The sequence below is a fragment of the Lysinibacter sp. HNR genome (genome assembly GCF_029760935.1).
Lineage (GTDB): Bacteria > Actinomycetota > Actinomycetes > Actinomycetales > Microbacteriaceae > HNR.
The window spans coordinates 1,068,593-1,083,036 of the sequence record NZ_CP121684.1 but is presented as its reverse complement, the minus strand read 5'-3'; the positions used below and the strand labels follow the sequence as shown (position 1 = coordinate 1,083,036).

Annotated in this window: 18 protein-coding genes; 2 read left to right on the top strand and 16 right to left on the bottom strand. The window is 53.7% G+C overall.

Going from position 1 to position 14,444, the window contains the following annotated elements; translation table 11 throughout:
- Positions 1-56: 56 nt before the first annotated feature.
- Positions 57-731 carry a MazG nucleotide pyrophosphohydrolase domain-containing protein gene (locus FrondiHNR_RS04775; RefSeq protein WP_279354107.1) on the bottom strand — a complete coding sequence of 225 codons (675 nt, stop codon included), beginning with the start codon at positions 729-731 and terminating at the stop codon, positions 57-59.
- A gap of 169 nt (positions 732-900) precedes the next feature.
- Between FrondiHNR_RS04775 and FrondiHNR_RS04770 the strand changes: the two genes are divergently transcribed.
- Together FrondiHNR_RS04770 and FrondiHNR_RS04765 are read left to right on the top strand one after the other, a co-directional pair.
- On the top strand, positions 901-2,097 hold the full coding sequence (locus FrondiHNR_RS04770) for a Na+/H+ antiporter NhaA (protein WP_279354106.1): 1,197 nt from the start codon (positions 901-903) through the stop codon (positions 2,095-2,097).
- Positions 2,098-2,218: 121 nt separating this feature from the next.
- Entirely contained in the window at positions 2,219-3,631 is a 1,413-nt protein-coding gene (locus FrondiHNR_RS04765; RefSeq protein ID WP_279354105.1) for an FAD-dependent oxidoreductase, read from the top strand.
- Here FrondiHNR_RS04765 and mfd read toward each other — a convergent pair.
- The 15 genes from mfd to FrondiHNR_RS04690 all read right to left on the bottom strand — a co-directional run bounded on the left by mfd (position 3,628) and on the right by FrondiHNR_RS04690 (position 14,436).
- A complete protein-coding gene (mfd, locus tag FrondiHNR_RS04760) occupies positions 3,628-7,200 on the bottom strand; it encodes a transcription-repair coupling factor (protein ID WP_279354104.1) in 3,573 nt (1,190 codons plus the stop codon). The two genes, FrondiHNR_RS04765 and mfd, sit on opposite strands and share 4 nt — an antisense overlap.
- Before the next feature lie 123 nt (positions 7,201-7,323).
- Positions 7,324-7,908 carry an aminoacyl-tRNA hydrolase gene (gene pth, locus FrondiHNR_RS04755; protein WP_279354468.1) on the bottom strand — a complete coding sequence of 195 codons (585 nt, stop codon included), beginning with the start codon at positions 7,906-7,908 and terminating at the stop codon, positions 7,324-7,326.
- 152 nt (positions 7,909-8,060) lie between these two features.
- Positions 8,061-8,663, bottom strand: a complete 603-nt coding sequence (locus FrondiHNR_RS04750; RefSeq protein ID WP_279354103.1) for a 50S ribosomal protein L25/general stress protein Ctc — start codon at positions 8,661-8,663, stop codon at positions 8,061-8,063.
- A gap of 250 nt (positions 8,664-8,913) precedes the next feature.
- Complete coding sequence (locus FrondiHNR_RS04745) at positions 8,914-10,188, bottom strand: glycosyltransferase (RefSeq protein WP_279354102.1); 1,275 nt, start codon at positions 10,186-10,188, stop codon at positions 8,914-8,916.
- 29 nt (positions 10,189-10,217) lie between these two features.
- Positions 10,218-10,787: a tetratricopeptide repeat protein gene (locus FrondiHNR_RS04740; RefSeq protein ID WP_279354101.1), complete on the bottom strand. Its 570-nt coding sequence runs from the start codon at positions 10,785-10,787 to the stop codon at positions 10,218-10,220.
- Between the two features lie 71 nt (positions 10,788-10,858).
- Positions 10,859-11,248, bottom strand: coding sequence for a hypothetical protein (locus FrondiHNR_RS04735; RefSeq protein ID WP_279354100.1), 390 nt, complete (start codon positions 11,246-11,248; stop codon positions 10,859-10,861).
- A 32-nt stretch (positions 11,249-11,280) separates the two neighbouring features.
- Entirely contained in the window at positions 11,281-11,655 is a 375-nt protein-coding gene (locus FrondiHNR_RS04730) for a hypothetical protein (RefSeq protein ID WP_279354099.1), read from the bottom strand.
- Between the two features lie 66 nt (positions 11,656-11,721).
- A complete protein-coding gene (locus tag FrondiHNR_RS04725) occupies positions 11,722-12,060 on the bottom strand; it encodes a hypothetical protein (protein WP_279354098.1) in 339 nt (112 codons plus the stop codon).
- A 102-nt stretch (positions 12,061-12,162) separates the two neighbouring features.
- Positions 12,163-12,618: a hypothetical protein gene (locus FrondiHNR_RS04720; RefSeq protein ID WP_279354097.1), complete on the bottom strand. Its 456-nt coding sequence runs from the start codon at positions 12,616-12,618 to the stop codon at positions 12,163-12,165.
- A gap of 138 nt (positions 12,619-12,756) precedes the next feature.
- On the bottom strand, positions 12,757-12,996 hold the full coding sequence (locus FrondiHNR_RS04715) for a hypothetical protein (RefSeq protein WP_279354096.1): 240 nt from the start codon (positions 12,994-12,996) through the stop codon (positions 12,757-12,759).
- 3 nt (positions 12,997-12,999) lie between these two features.
- Positions 13,000-13,122 (bottom strand): hypothetical protein, encoded by a 123-nt coding sequence (locus FrondiHNR_RS04710; RefSeq protein ID WP_279354095.1) that lies wholly within the window; start codon positions 13,120-13,122, stop codon positions 13,000-13,002.
- A gap of 174 nt (positions 13,123-13,296) precedes the next feature.
- The gene (locus FrondiHNR_RS04705) at positions 13,297-13,563 is read right to left on the bottom strand and encodes a hypothetical protein (protein WP_279354094.1); all 267 of its coding nucleotides are present in this window, start codon (positions 13,561-13,563) and stop codon (positions 13,297-13,299) included.
- Positions 13,564-13,683: 120 nt separating this feature from the next.
- Complete coding sequence (locus FrondiHNR_RS04700; RefSeq protein WP_279354093.1) at positions 13,684-13,896, bottom strand: hypothetical protein; 213 nt, start codon at positions 13,894-13,896, stop codon at positions 13,684-13,686.
- 3 nt (positions 13,897-13,899) lie between these two features.
- Positions 13,900-14,139: a hypothetical protein gene (locus tag FrondiHNR_RS04695; RefSeq protein WP_279354092.1), complete on the bottom strand. Its 240-nt coding sequence runs from the start codon at positions 14,137-14,139 to the stop codon at positions 13,900-13,902.
- A 3-nt stretch (positions 14,140-14,142) separates the two neighbouring features.
- Positions 14,143-14,436 carry a hypothetical protein gene (locus FrondiHNR_RS04690; protein WP_279354091.1) on the bottom strand — a complete coding sequence of 98 codons (294 nt, stop codon included), beginning with the start codon at positions 14,434-14,436 and terminating at the stop codon, positions 14,143-14,145.
- Positions 14,437-14,444: the final 8 nt, after the last annotated feature.

The following is a 14,444-nucleotide window of genomic DNA, read 5'->3' as shown; positions in this document are numbered from 1 at the left end:
TACCCACTGTGTATAGCACTATACAATTTTTGTGTCCACGTCTGTACAGGCGGGCTCTATAGACCGCCCGCAGGCGGCCGCGCTAGCTCCTGCACAAGCCTCCGCAGGGATGAGCGCAGCGCATCCTCCGCTCTTATTCCGTGATGCCTCGCTTCAATCACAATTTCAAGTAGAGCATCACCAAAGTTTTCTTCCAGCGTATGCCTCTCACCCTGCTGCACATTGATTTCTCGCTGGTTGCGCTCCGCCCGTTCAAGTATCTTGTCGGCCAGGGCAAGCGCGGGCATAGATAACGGGACGCCCTCAAGAATCATGCGGGACGGTGCTCCTTTTGATCGTCTCTGTTTCATCTGCTCCCACCCGGCATTGAGCTCTCCCACGGTGGTGGGACCCGCGTCACCAAAAACATGCGGGTGTCGATAGCGAAGCTTTTTCTCAAGCTGATCAACCACATCATAAATCACGGTCTGCTGTTGCCCTGCCTGCTGCACCGTGTTCTCACCCAGGATTTCGCTGTGTAAAACAACCTGATAGAGAAGATCACCAAGTTCTTCGTGAATGGCATCGGCGTTGCCCGACTCAATTGCCTCTATCAATTCGTAACACTCTTCTATCAGGTAGGACACAAGGGTGGTAGCTGTCTGCTGCTCGTGCCACGGACACTCTATTCTTAGGCGATGTATCGTCTGGACAAGCGCCTCCACAGATTGCACATCATTAACCTCATCCATGCCGCCTCACTTTCCAAACCTGATGCTAGCCCCACTTCCAAGCATGAGGCTAACCCCCATCCCAAACCTGATGCTGACCCCACCAATGAATAAATTCGACTATAGTTAGTCATTGGTGAATCGGGAAGTCTGGTCGATAAAAAATTTTTCGACCCTAGAAAGGCCCCCTATGAGACTGCTCCGCTCTAGCCGAACGTCCGCCATGTTACTTTTAACAGCGGCCATCCTCGGGCTAGCAATTGCCAACAGTCCCCTCACCTCCGTCGCACACGATATTCAAGGCACTAAGGTTGGTATCCCTTTTCTCGGAATTAGCATGTCTGTGGGTCACTGGGTCAGCGATGCCGTGCTTGTGATCTTTTTCTTTATTGTTGCTATTGAGTTGAAACACGAGTTTCGTGAGGGCGAGCTTAACTCCTACGGCAAAGCTATTAAACCCGCGATTGCGGCGCTGGGCGGTGTTCTTGTTCCCGCGATAATCTACATCATTTTCACATGGGACTCTGGTTACCAGAGCAGTTGGCCCATCCCCACGGCAACCGATATTGCGTTTGCCCTGGGCGTTCTTGCGATTGTGGGGCGTGGACTACCCTCGACGGTTCGTGTGTTCCTTCTCGCACTGGCCGTACTTGACGATCTAGCCGGCATTATCTTTATCGCCGTATTCTTCACTGTGGATCCCTCAATTGGGCTCATTGTCATCGGAGTCATACTGAGCGTGTTCTTCGGCTTTTTAAGCAAGCGCTTTGCCAGGCTCAAAAATGGCGAATACCCGGGAAGTAAGCGATATCGTGTTGAGGAGTACACACTGATCATAGCCATGATTCTTGTGGGGTTTGCCACCTGGTACGTGATATACCAATCGGGTATCCACGCAACTATCGCGGGTGTGATGTTGGGATTTGCTATGAGTGGAAAACCGGCTACTCAGGCACAGTACGTACTCGAGCCTCTCAGCAATGTTGTCGTTCTACCGCTCTTTGCTTTCTCCGCAGCACTCGTAACACTTCCCGTGCTAGCCGAGACCCCGCTTGAGGCACCCTTCTGGGCAATTCTGTTTGCGCTCCCCCTCGGCAAGCTGATCGGTATTGTCGGAGCCACACTACTCGCAGATAGGTTCGTACGTACCACCCACCCCTCGGTTTTGAGCTTTGGCGACATAGTTGTCACGGGAGCCCTCGGCGGTATTGGATTTACCGTTTCTCTCCTCATGAATGAGCTTGCCTTTGGCATTGACCGTGAGGTTGCTGATCAGGGCGTGCTCGCGGTTCTTGCGGGCTCTGCGATCTCGATTGTGATGGCTGTTATCCTGATAAGAATTCGAGTACGCCACCACCGCACTGTACCGACACCCTCAGCATCATGATTTCCTTACAATGTAGATAAAATCTAAAGCTTTACTTGCTAAAGTTACTGTATTGATTGCTCTCAAGATGACCAGGCATCAATATTGAGAGTGTCCAATAACTACAGAAGGATGATAGGCCATGTCTCAAACCGTATTTGAGCGTTACGCGCCTCAAAAATCAACAATTCTTGAAGCACTCGCTCCCAGCGTTAATCGCCCCTTCTGGCTTGATGATGTTGCGCAAGTAACAAAATATCCAAGATACCGAGGGCCCTCCACCTTTGATCTTGCAATTGTTGGTGGCGGATATCTAGGTTTGTGGACCGCAATCCTCGCTAAAGAACGCAACCCGAATCGCAGCGTTATCCTTCTCGAAGGGCAAAATGTGGGATGGGCGGCCTCCGGCCGAAACGGTGGTTTTTGTGATGCCAGCCTGACTCACGGCGAGGAAAATGGTCGGGCCCGGTGGCCTGAAGAGTATGAAGCTCTCGATTCTCTTGGTCGGCAAAATCTCAACGAGATTGAGGCAGCGATTGAGCGCTACAGCATCGATTGTGAATTCGAACGCACGGGAGCGCTCACCGTCGCGACCGAACCTTACCAGGAAAAAGAGCTACGCGGTGAGGGGTATCTTTCCGGTGAAGAAGTACAGCAAGAAGTGAGTTCCCCTACATACCTGGCAGGTGTTTGGGACAAAGACTCTGTTGCCATGCTTCACCCGGCAAAACTCGTTATGGAGCTTGCACGAGTGGCAACAGAGCTCGGAGTGAAGATCTTTGAACGTTCCCCGATAACCGGTATAGAACCTCCCACCGAACTCGATAACGGACGGGTACACCTGCGCACAGCGGCGGGCCCCGTCTCCGCGTCACGAGTTGTGCTCGCAACAAATGCATTTCCGTCACTGCTCAAGCGCTATCGTTTCCACACGGTTCCTGTCTATGACTACGCTCTGATGACAGAACCCCTCACCTCACAACAGATGGACTCCATTGGGTGGAAAAACCGCCAGGGCATCTCGGATATGGCCAATCAATTTCACTATTATCGTCTCAGCCGAGACAATCGCATCCTCTTTGGCGGCTACGATGCCATCTATAACTATGGTGGACGAGTCGACTCTAAATATGATGATCGCCCGCAAAGTTTCGAGCGGCTCGCCAGCCACTTTTTCACAACTTTTCCGCAGTTAGAAGGGGTCACCTTCACTCATCGCTGGGGAGGGGCAATTGACAGCTCCACACAGTTCTGTGCCTTCTATGGACAGGCCCGCGAGGGAAAAATTGGATACGCATCAGGATTCACCGGACTCGGTGTGGGGGCGACACGCTTTGCCGCCAACGTCCTGCTCGATCGGATCGAGGGACTACATACCGAGCGAACCGCCCTACGGATGGTTCGTGAGGTTCCACTCCCCTTTCCGCCTGAACCCTTTGCCTACGCCGGAGTGCAGGCAACACGGTGGTCAATGGATCAGGCCGATCACAACCAGGGTAAGCGCAATTTTATCCTCCGAACGCTGGACAAGCTCGGACTCGGGTTTGATTCCTAGCCGGATGCGTCTGGGATAATAACCTCAAGCAATTTGCTCACCCACTCAACCAGTTCGACACCGGTCAGAGTAACACCGTGGGTAACGGGAAGGGGCACCTGTATCACCCCGGTCGCGGCTGTGTAGCGTGATCCAGGGTAGAGTCGCTGCATTCGAAGCTGGCGGGAGTCGGGGAGTTCTACCCGCTCAATCTTGATGTTGGGTCCGAGCACAACCACCTTGCTCAATCCGAGCTTGGCTGCACGGTGCCGAAGCTGCGAAACCAGCAGAAGTGTCTCTACCTCGTCCGGCAACGCACCGTAACGATCAACAAGCTCTTCAACAACAAGACCCAACTGGTCTTCATCTGCACTCGCGGAGCTCGCGGCAGAAAACTTTTGATAGGCTTCCAGTCTCAGGCGTTCACTATCCACATAGTCCTCAGGAATGTGAGCTGCCACCGGTAACTCCAGAGTAAGCTCAGTCAGTGTGGCCACGTCCTCACCGCGGAAGGTGTTAACCGCCTCCCCAATCATCCGTAAATAGAGGTCAAATCCGACCCCCGCAATATGTCCCGATTGCTCACCACCCAGCAGATTTCCGGCACCACGAATCTCAAGATCCTTAAGCGCCACCTGCATTCCAGAACCCAACTCATTATTGGTGGCTATAGTCTCAAGCCGTTCGTGAGCCGTTTCGCTCAGCGGCCTATCAGCATCATACATAAAGTAGCCGTAGGCTCGCTCACGACCCCGACCTACTCGACCACGAAGCTGGTGCAGCTGACTCAGACCATACTTATCTGCGCGATCGATGATGATGGTATTGGCGTTAGCGATGTCCAGCCCGGTCTCAACGATTGTGGTTGACACGAGAACGTCAAACTTCCGCTCCCAAAAGTCCACAACTACCCGCTCCAGCGTTGCTTCAGAGAGCTTACCGTGCGCCACCGCTATACGGGCCTCCGGCACAAGCTCGGAAAGGTGAGCTGCCGTGCGCGTGATGCTTGACACCCTGTTGTGTACAAAGAAAATCTGTCCCTCCCGCAACAGTTCACGTCGAATAGCTGCCGCGATCTGTTTATCCGATTGAGGACCCACAAGCGTGAGAATCGGGTGTCGATCTTCCGGGGGCGTGGCTAAGGTAGACATCTCACGGATACCGGTAACAGCCATTTCCAGGGTGCGTGGGATCGGGGTTGCGCTCATCGCCAGGATATCTACATTAGTTTTCAATTTTTTGAGCATGTCTTTATGCTCAACCCCAAAGCGCTGCTCCTCATCAATAATCACCAAGCCCAGATCCTTATAGATGATCCCCTCGGAGAGCAGACGATGAGTACCAATCACCACATCGACAGAGCCGTCTGCAAGACCCTGCACGACCTCTCGCGCTTCCTTATCAGTTTGAAACCGACTCAGCGCCCGCAAACGCACGGGGAATCCTGCAAAGCGATCCTGAAAAGTCTCAAAGTGCTGTTTGACAAGCAGTGTTGTGGGCACGAGCATAACAACCTGTTTCGAATCCTGCACCGCTTTAAAGGCCGCGCGAACAGCAATCTCCGTTTTACCAAAACCCACGTCTCCCGACACCAGACGGTCCATGGGTATGGGAGACTCCATATCGCGCTTGACAGCGTTAATAGTGGTCAGCTGGTCAGGAGTTTCTACAAAAGGAAAGGCCTCTTCCAATTCGCGCTGCCACGGGGTATCTGCCGAAAAAGCAAAACCTTTACTCGACATCCGAGCCGAATATAGCTTCACGAGTTCAACCGCAATGTCACGCACGGCCTTACGCGCACGACCCTTAGCCGCTGACCAATCGGAACCCCCCATTTTACTCAGTGCGGGCGCTTCTCCCCCGACGTAACGCGAGAGCTGATCAAGCTGATCCGTTGGTACAAAAAGTTTGTCCGCGGGATAGCCGCGCTTTGAGGGAGCATACTCAAGCGCAAGATACTCACGCAGAGTTTTAGTTACGTTTCGCCCAGAACCCGTTGTAATCTCACGCTGTGTTAACTCGATAAAACGCCCGATGCCATGGGTTTCGTGTACCACATAGTCTCCCGCTCGTAGCTGCAAAGGATCAACAACGTTTTTGCTGCGGCTGGCCAGCTTCTTAACCTGCCCAGCCTGATAGGACACGCTACGACCAAAGAACTCTGCCTCGGTGATAACCGCAAATCTGGCTTCGTTGCTCACAAACCCGTGTTCGATTGAACCCGCAGTAAGCGTAGCCGCGAGCGGTTCCGGGGAGCCACTCAGATCCGGCACCAATCGAGCAGGAATCTCATTTTCTAAGAGGACGTCATGAGCTCGTGCCGCGGTTCCCTGTCCCGCTGCAGTCACAAGTACACGCCACCCGTCACGAACCAGGTCGCCCACATAGTTCACCGCGCCGTCCATGCTGCCTCGAAAACTAGGTATTGCGTCCGCAGTAATGCGCACATAATTTTCAGTGTTTTCCTGTGCCTCTGCTGGATCCTCCAGGTCGTGTTGAAACGTACTGAGGGTCCACCAGGGGCGGCCAGCCCGAGAGTCCTTCAGTGATTCAAGCGTGAGGAAGTCTCCCCCGGACAGGTCTATGGGAGCCTCTGCCCCGGAGGTAGCAGCGCTCCACGCAGCAGCAAGAAATTCTCTGTTGGTTTCAGAGAGACTCGCCGCGCGTGTCCGCACACGCTCGGGCGAAACAACCGCTATCGCTGCCTCCCGCGGTAAATAGTCTGTGACGGGAACGAGCTTGTTCACAAGTACGGGCGTGAGGCTTTCCATGCCCTCGGCCGGAATACCCTCAGCTACCTTATCGAGCATTGTTGTCAGGTTAGGAAACTCGCTCCGCAACTCCCGTGCCCGCTGTTGGACACCTTCATCCAGGAGCAGCTCACGGCTAGGAGCAAGAATTGCCTCGGTCATTTTGAGAGGTAAACTTCGCTGATCGGTAACTGAAAACGCACGAATTTCCTCCACCTCATCACCAAAAAATTCAATGCGTAACGGATGCTCTGCAGTGGGAGAGAAAACATCAAGCTGTCCTCCGCGCACGGAAAATTCACCGCGCCGCGTCACCAGGTCAACCCGGGCGTAGGCCAGGGATACCAGTTTTTTACTGGTTTCGGAGAGATCGTAGCCACGTTCGCCCACAACAAAATTAAGCGGTTCGACAGACAGTAGGTTATCGGCTAGTGGTTGAAGAGCAGCGCGCACCGCCCCCACAACAATGAGGTGGGTTCCTAATTCCGGTGTCCACTCGCTCATGACACGGAGCGCAGCGAGCCGTTTACCCACGGTTTCTGTGCTGGGGCTCAGACGTTCATGTGGGAGTGTTTCCCAGGCTGGGAACTCGAGAATGGTGGCTTCTGGCAAGAGAGAAGCAAGTGATGCACGTAGACTCTCGGACTCACGGCTGGTAGCTGTCACGATAAAAAGAGCGGATGCAGGTTTTACCGATGCCCTGCGCTGAAGAAGACCGGCCAACAGGGGTGGACGAATAGCCTCAATGAGGGAAAAATCAGCGTCTTCCGACGTGTAGGTAAGCGCTCGAGAAAAGCTTTCAGAAGGCAGGAGAGAATCAATAATTCCGCGAAGAGTCACCGCATAATACTACCCCGGCTCTCAGGGTGTTGCACTTCGGGAACGGAGCACGAACCTCTTCTTACTTACGACTCACCCACACCTGCACCCAGGTTATCCAGCTCAGTGTAAACCTTCTAGGGTCTAAGATTTCGGAGCGTGAAATCGCTGTTGAGCTTCGAGTAACCCCACCGACACAACGGCTTCCACCGCATCCGCAGCCTCTGCGAGAACAAGCGCGAGTGATTGACGTTCAGTCGAGCTAAACTCCCGGAGCACGTAGTCAGCAGGATCTTGCCGACCCGGTGGGCGCCCGATTCCAACACGCACCCGAGTAAAGTCTGGGCTGTCCACAGCTTTGGCAATGTCACGCAACCCATTGTGTCCTCCGTGCCCTCCACCACGCTTAATCTTGATACTGTCAAAATCGATATCGAGTTCATCGTGCACCACAATCAATTTGTCCACATCAATCGAATAGTATTTAAGCAATCCGGCCACGGGGCCGCCCGAAACATTCATAAAGCTATTAGGAATGGCCAATATTGTTTTGGGACCTCCAGGAGCGATCCGCGCCTCTGCAACCATTGCGTGGGCGCGGTGTTTCGAGAATCGACTTGAGTACCGTGAGGCAAGTTCCGCCACTACCATCTGCCCCACGTTGTGACGGGTTCTTTCATACTGAGCTCCGGGATTACCAAGTCCCACTATCAGCCAGGTTTCAGCCACGTTTTTGTCTCTCTCACTACCGGGTATTTTGGGCACACTACTGGGGTGATCATTTACCGGTTTAACGGCTCGAACCCGCTGGAAAAGTTCTCGAATTTTCACGATTACCTCCAGCGGGTTCGACAGTCAGAACTATATGGAATGCGGCGGGGCTACGAAGCGTCCGCTTCTGCTCCCTCTTCCTCACCCTCCTCAGAGTCAGCGACGCTGGCTCGTGGCATCACGATATTAACAACGAGGAGGTCTTCCTCATCGGCAAGCTTTGCACCCTTGGGTAGTTCAACCCCTCCAGCCAGAACTTGATCGCCCTCAACAAGACCTTCGATGTTTACCACAACGCTCTCGGGGATGTTAGTTGCCTCTACGAGAAGACGAAGCGTGTTGAACTCAAGCATTGCAAGCGTTCCGGGGAAGGAGTCGCCCTCAACGTGCACGGGGACTTCAGCCTCAATAAGCTCGCCCTTTTTCACAACAAGAAGATCAAGGTGTTCGATAATCTGACGAACGGGGTCCCGCTGAACATCTTTCACGAGAGTTAGCTGCTGGGTTCCCTCGATATCAAGATTGATAACGGCGTTAGCCTTACGGATGATCAGACTAATCTCGTGCCCCGGAAGGGTTACGTGCTGGGGGTCAGTTCCGTGCCCATAAATCACAGCGGGTATTTTTCCTGCCGCACGAATCTTGCGGGCCGCACCCTTACCAAAGCTGGTGCGGTATTCTGCACCAAGAGTGTGGTCGGTATTATTGCTCATTTTTCCTCCGTGGGGCGTAACCCCTCAGTCGTGAGCCCTGAGGCTCGGGTCTATTTGATTCAACTCGCGCCGGTCGCAGCGTGAGGAAAGACTTACGCCTCATCCACCGCGTCGATAACGGACACGCTTATTACGCGCATCCCTCGCCGAAGTATAAAAGCCAGTGTACACTCTTTACAAGTTAATATCTTCCATCAGCGCAGCAGAGCCCCACCTCGTTCTTCAGGTAATAGATTTCCGGAAAATCTATTTAGATGTTGAGAGGACCACCGTTACGAGGAACCCCAGGTTTTAACGCGATAAGGTTCGCAGTAACATACGAAATATTATGGGCCGCGTGCCACTCCGTGGGGAAAACTGTTTGCAAACGTGAAACTTGAAATTTCGCTTCAATTTCCGGAACGAATCTCCTATAGTTTGCATCGGTGTAGTACCAAAACGAATGCTCATTGTAATAAGCCACATGCGTAGGGTCTTGGAAAGCACCCCGCCCATCCGTGCTTGGTGTTTGTGAAATAAGAATCCCTCCGGGAGCTAACAGTCGATAAATCTCATTGATAAGAGCAATCTTGTCAACAACATGCTCGAGAAAATCAACCGCCCGAATAACACCAACCGAATTATCCGGAAGGTCTAAGGGCCCTGGCAGTGTTGCCACAATATCGACCTTCTCGCCCGGATATTGATCCACCCCCATATAGCCGTCTGGACGGTTATGGGCAGCACCAAGATCTAAACTAAGAAGTCCATTCCGCTTAGACCAGGCAAGAGCATTCCTCTCGAAGCGCTGATCATAGAGAGCTACTGTCTCTTTCTGTATAAAAGCATTAGTTTCTGAGTCATGCTGAGTGTTACCCTGATGAAACCGTTGCAGATAAAGACACTTTTCTATTCGGTGAAATTCTCCCTCAAGGTACAACCGACACATAAGGTCTTGATCGTCTAGAACCCCGCGAGTAACATCGTACCCTCCAACTTTTTCGTAGACTCGTCTCGGAAAAGCCCTCACGTGATTTGGCGCAAACCAAATATATGAGACATTATGCGGAGTCGGCTCCATGGAGATAGCATAGATCAGCTCTCGATCACCTATCTTTGTCTCTTCGTAGACCCATCCGGCGGCGGCAGAAAAACGGCTGTCATCTCTGCCACCGCTCGATGTAATGTGCGCAGTATAGCTATATACAAGGGACGCCTTAGGAGTCTTTTTAAAAGCTTTCTCTATGCACTCCAGAGCATCGGGTGTGAGCAGATCGTCGTGGTCAAGCTCAACCAAATATTTACCTTTTGCATGCGAACAAGCCAATGCCTTGAGAGCCCCAATACCGCTTATCTCATCATCAATATAAATTTGTATCCGTGGGTCAGGGTTTTCAGGACGCCAACGAGCCCCATTATTAAGGAGTACTATCCACTCCCACCTTGTATTGGTCTGAGCTTGAAGACTCTCAAGACACTCATCAAGAAAACGAGCATCGTGAGAGGGAGTAAATACCGAAAAAAGCGGCGCAGTTTTCCTGTTCATAAGATCACAAAATCGCTGAGTCTCAAGGCTTACTCAGATGTAAGAGTGGGATCTAGCTCGACCGCTTTCGCCCGAGCCGCATCAGCTTTCTGCGTGTCACCTTGGTCCTCATAAAGCACCGAGAGACGGTAGTACGCGGTGGCAGCTTGATCATCAATACCCACAATCTCCTCATATAAAGAAATCGCCTGTTTTTGATCAGTAGCTTCAATAATTATCGCTTTGTTATACATGGCAGGCGTATAACTAGCATTCGATGAAAGGGCCTGATCGTAATACGAAATAGCTTCGTCATTATTACCAGCGTTTTGGGCTATTACACCCAAATTGTATAACGCAAAGTAATTCCCCGGTTCCAACGCAAGAACATTATTAAAGGTATTTTGAGCTTCAGTAACTTTATTTTCGCTAGCTTCGCTAATACCGAGGTTTAGAAGATCTTGAACCGCGCTATTCTCGGAACCCGAAGCAGCAGTTGTCGCTTCAGAAGTTGGTGAGTCAGTACTGGTGCAAGCAGCGAGCCCAACTCCAAGGGCAAGCGGCAATATTGTCGCAAGAACGGCGTTAAGCTTCGTCGCATTTTTCTTTTTGAAATTCAATTTTATTCCTTCCAATATAACTTTAGACAACAATTCAAACTGTATAAGCTATTCAGGTTCTTCAATAGTATTTAAAATTTTGTTACTGTAACCCAGGCGCGCCCTAAAGAGGCGGTTGAGAATTCACTCGTGTTGGATATCGTCAGCACATTTCCCGTGGTGACGTTTACACGTAGCGCAACCTGGGTTGCTACGGCAACCGTTATAACAGCATTTGCTGTATTATTTGGTACGCCGGTAGTAGTGGCTGCTGCTGCTCCCGAAGTGCTCGTTCCTCCATGTCCGATATAAGTTCCAGCCGTCACGTTAAAAAAGGCACCGTACGCTTTACCGTTCCCACCTGCCGTATCAGTAATCCCACCAAGAGAACCATTCAACTCATAGGTACCAGGCTGCAACGTAATTACACCAGCAGCATTTGACACGTAGGCTGTGATGTTGTTTGCTTCCGCAGTATTCAACGTGACGGTTGATCCATCCGGCGGATTATTGATTACTGTCGAAAGATAAAATTTTGCGATCCCTCCCTGGGAACCCTGAGCACCCTGAGCACCCTGGTTACCTTGGGTACCTTGCGCGCCTTGAAAACCCTGAAAGCCCTGATTTCCCTGCGAACCTTGGAAGCCTTGGAAACCCTGAGCACCTTGAGCACCTTGAGCACCTTGAGCACCGCTAGCGGCTTGAGTGCCCTGCGTACCTTGAAAACCCTGGAAGCCTTGCGCGCCCTGGGAACCAGTAGCGCCCTGGAAACCTTGAGCACCAGTCGAACCTTGAGCACCCTGGAAACCTTGATTACCCTGGGAACCTTGAGCACCAGTCGAACCCTGAGCACCAGTCGCACCCTGAGCACCGGTCGAACCCTGCGCACCGGTCACACCCTGAAAACCTTGATTACCCTGCGCACCCTGAGCACCAGTCGAGCCCTGAGCACCAGTCACACCCTGGAAACCTTGAGCACCCTGAGCACCAGTTGAACCTTGATTACCCTGGAAACCCTGAGCACCCTGGAAACCTTGATTACCCTGGGAACCTTGAGCACCAGTCGAACCCTGCGCACCAGTCGAACCCTGCGCACCAGTCGAACCCTGAGCACCAGTCGAACCCTGCGCACCAGTCGAACCCTGAGCACCAGTCGAACCCTGAGCACCAGTTGAACCCTGAGCACCAGTTGAACCCTGAGCACCAGTTGAACCTTGAGCACCCTGGAAACCCTGAGCACCCTGGAAACCTTGATTACCCTGGGAACCTTGCGCACCAGTCGCACCCTGAGCACCGGTCACACCCTGAAAACCTTGATTACCCTGCGCACCCTGAGCACCAGTCGAGCCCTGAGCACCAGTCGAGCCCTGAGCACCAGTCGAGCCCTGAGCACCAGTCACACCCTGGAAACCTTGAGCACCCTGAGCACCAGTTGAACCTTGAGCACCCTGGAAACCCTGAGCACCCTGGAAACCTTGATTACCCTGGGAACCTTGAGCACCAGTCGAACCCTGCGCACCAGTCGAACCCTGAACACCCTGCGCACCCTGAGCACCAGTCGAACCCTGGAAACCTTGAGCACCCTGGGAACCTTGAGCACCCTGGGAACCTTGAGCACCAGTCGCACCCTGAACACCGGTCGAACCCTGCGCACCAGTCGAACCCTGCGCACCAGTCGAACCCTGCGCACCAGTCGAACCCTGCGCACCAGTCGAACCCTGCGCACCGGTCGAACCCTGAGCACCGGTCGAACCCTGAGCACCGGTCGAACCCTGAGCACCAGTTGAACCTTGATTACCCTGGAAACCTTGATTACCCTGAAAACCCTGAGCACCAGTCGAGCCCTGAGCACCGGTCACACCCTGAAAACCTTGATTACCCTGCGCACCCTGAGCACCAGTCGAGCCCTGAGCACCGGTCACACCCTGGAAACCTTGAGCACCCTGAGCACCAGTTGAACCTTGATTACCCTGGAAACCCTGAGCACCAGTCAGACCCTGAACACCCTGAGCACCAGTCGAACCCTGAGCACCAGTCGAACCTTGCGCACCAGTCGAACCTTGCGCACCAGTCGAACCTTGAGCACCAGTCGAACCTTGAGCACCAGTCGAACCTTGAGCACCAGTCGAACCTTGCGCACCAGTCGAACCTTGCGCACCAGTCGAACCTTGCGCACCAGTCGAACCTTGCGCACCAGTCGAACCTTGCGCACCAGTCGAACCTTGCGCACCAGTCACACCCTGGAAACCTTGAGCACCCTGAGCACCAGTTGAACCTTGAGCACCCTGGAAACCCTGAGCACCCTGGAAACCTTGATTACCCTGGGAACCTTGCGCACCAGTCGCACCCTGAGCACCGGTCACACCCTGAAAACCTTGATTACCCTGCGCACCCTGAGCACCAGTCGAGCCCTGAGCACCAGTCGAGCCCTGAGCACCAGTCGCACCCTGAGCACCAGTCACACCCTGGAAACCTTGAGCACCCTGAGCACCCTGGAAACCCTGAGCACCCTGGAAACCCTGAGCACCAGTCAGACCTTGAACACCTTGCGCACCGGTCGAACCCTGCGCACCGGTCGAACCTTGCGCACCGGTCGAACCCTGCGCACCAGTCGCACCTTGCGCACCAGTCGAACCCTGGAAACCTTGATCACCCTGAGCGCCCTGCGCACCAGTCGAACCCTGGAAACCTTGATCGCCCTGGAAACCCTGAGCACCAGTCGCACCTTGAACACCCTGAGCACCCTGAGCACCCTGAGCACCAGTCGAACCTTGCGCACCAGTCGAACCCTGAGCACCAGTCAGACCTTGAACACCCTGAGCGCCCTGAGCACCAGTCGAACCCTGGAAACCTTGATCACCCTGGAAACCCTGAGCACCAGTCAGACCCTGAGCACCAGTCAGACCCTGAGCACCAGTCAGACCCTGAACACCCTGCGCACCCTGAGCACCGGTCGAACCTTGCGCACCGGTCGAACCTTGCGCACCAGTCGAACCCTGAGCACCAGTCGAACCCTGCGCACCAGTCGAACCCTGCGCACCAGTCGAACCCTGGAAACCTTGATCACCCTGGAAACCCTGCGCACCAGTTGAACCTTGGAAACCTTGATCACCCTGGAAACCCTGAGCACCAGTCAGACCCTGAGCGCCCTGAGCACCCTGAGCACCGGTCGAACCCTGAGCACCAGTCGAACCTTGCGCACCAGTCGAACCCTGCGCACCAGTCGAACCTTGCGCACCAGTCGAACCCTGCGCACCAGTCGAACCTTGCGCACCAGTCGAACCTTGCGCACCAGTTGATCCCTGAGCACCAGTCGAACCCTGGAAACCTTGATCACCCTGGAAACCCTGAGCACCCTGGAAACCCTGAGCACCAGTCAGACCCTGAACACCCTGAACACCCTGAGCACCCTGAGCACCAGTCGAACCCTGAGCACCAGTCGAACCCTGAGCACCAGTCGAACCCTGGAAACCTTGATCACCCTGGAAACCCTGAGCACCGGTCGAACCCTGAGCACCAGTCGAACCTTGCGCACCAGTCGAACCCTGCGCACCAGTCGAACCCTGAGCACCAGTCGAACCCTGAGCACCAGTCGAACCCTGAGCACCAGTCGAACCCTGAGCACCAGTCGAACCTTGGAAACCTTGATCACCCTGGAAACCCTGAGCACCAGTCAGA

Coding starts and splice junctions, on each gene's coding strand:
- FrondiHNR_RS04775 (WP_279354107.1), bottom strand. CDS start 731: ATGGATGAGGTTAATGATGTGCAATCTGTGGAGGCGCTTGTCCAGACG.
- FrondiHNR_RS04770 (WP_279354106.1), top strand. CDS start 901: ATGAGACTGCTCCGCTCTAGCCGAACGTCCGCCATGTTACTTTTAACA.
- FrondiHNR_RS04765 (WP_279354105.1), top strand. CDS start 2,219: ATGTCTCAAACCGTATTTGAGCGTTACGCGCCTCAAAAATCAACAATT.
- FrondiHNR_RS04750 (WP_279354103.1), bottom strand. CDS start 8,663: ATGAGCAATAATACCGACCACACTCTTGGTGCAGAATACCGCACCAGC.
- FrondiHNR_RS04745 (WP_279354102.1), bottom strand. CDS start 10,188: ATGAACAGGAAAACTGCGCCGCTTTTTTCGGTATTTACTCCCTCTCAC.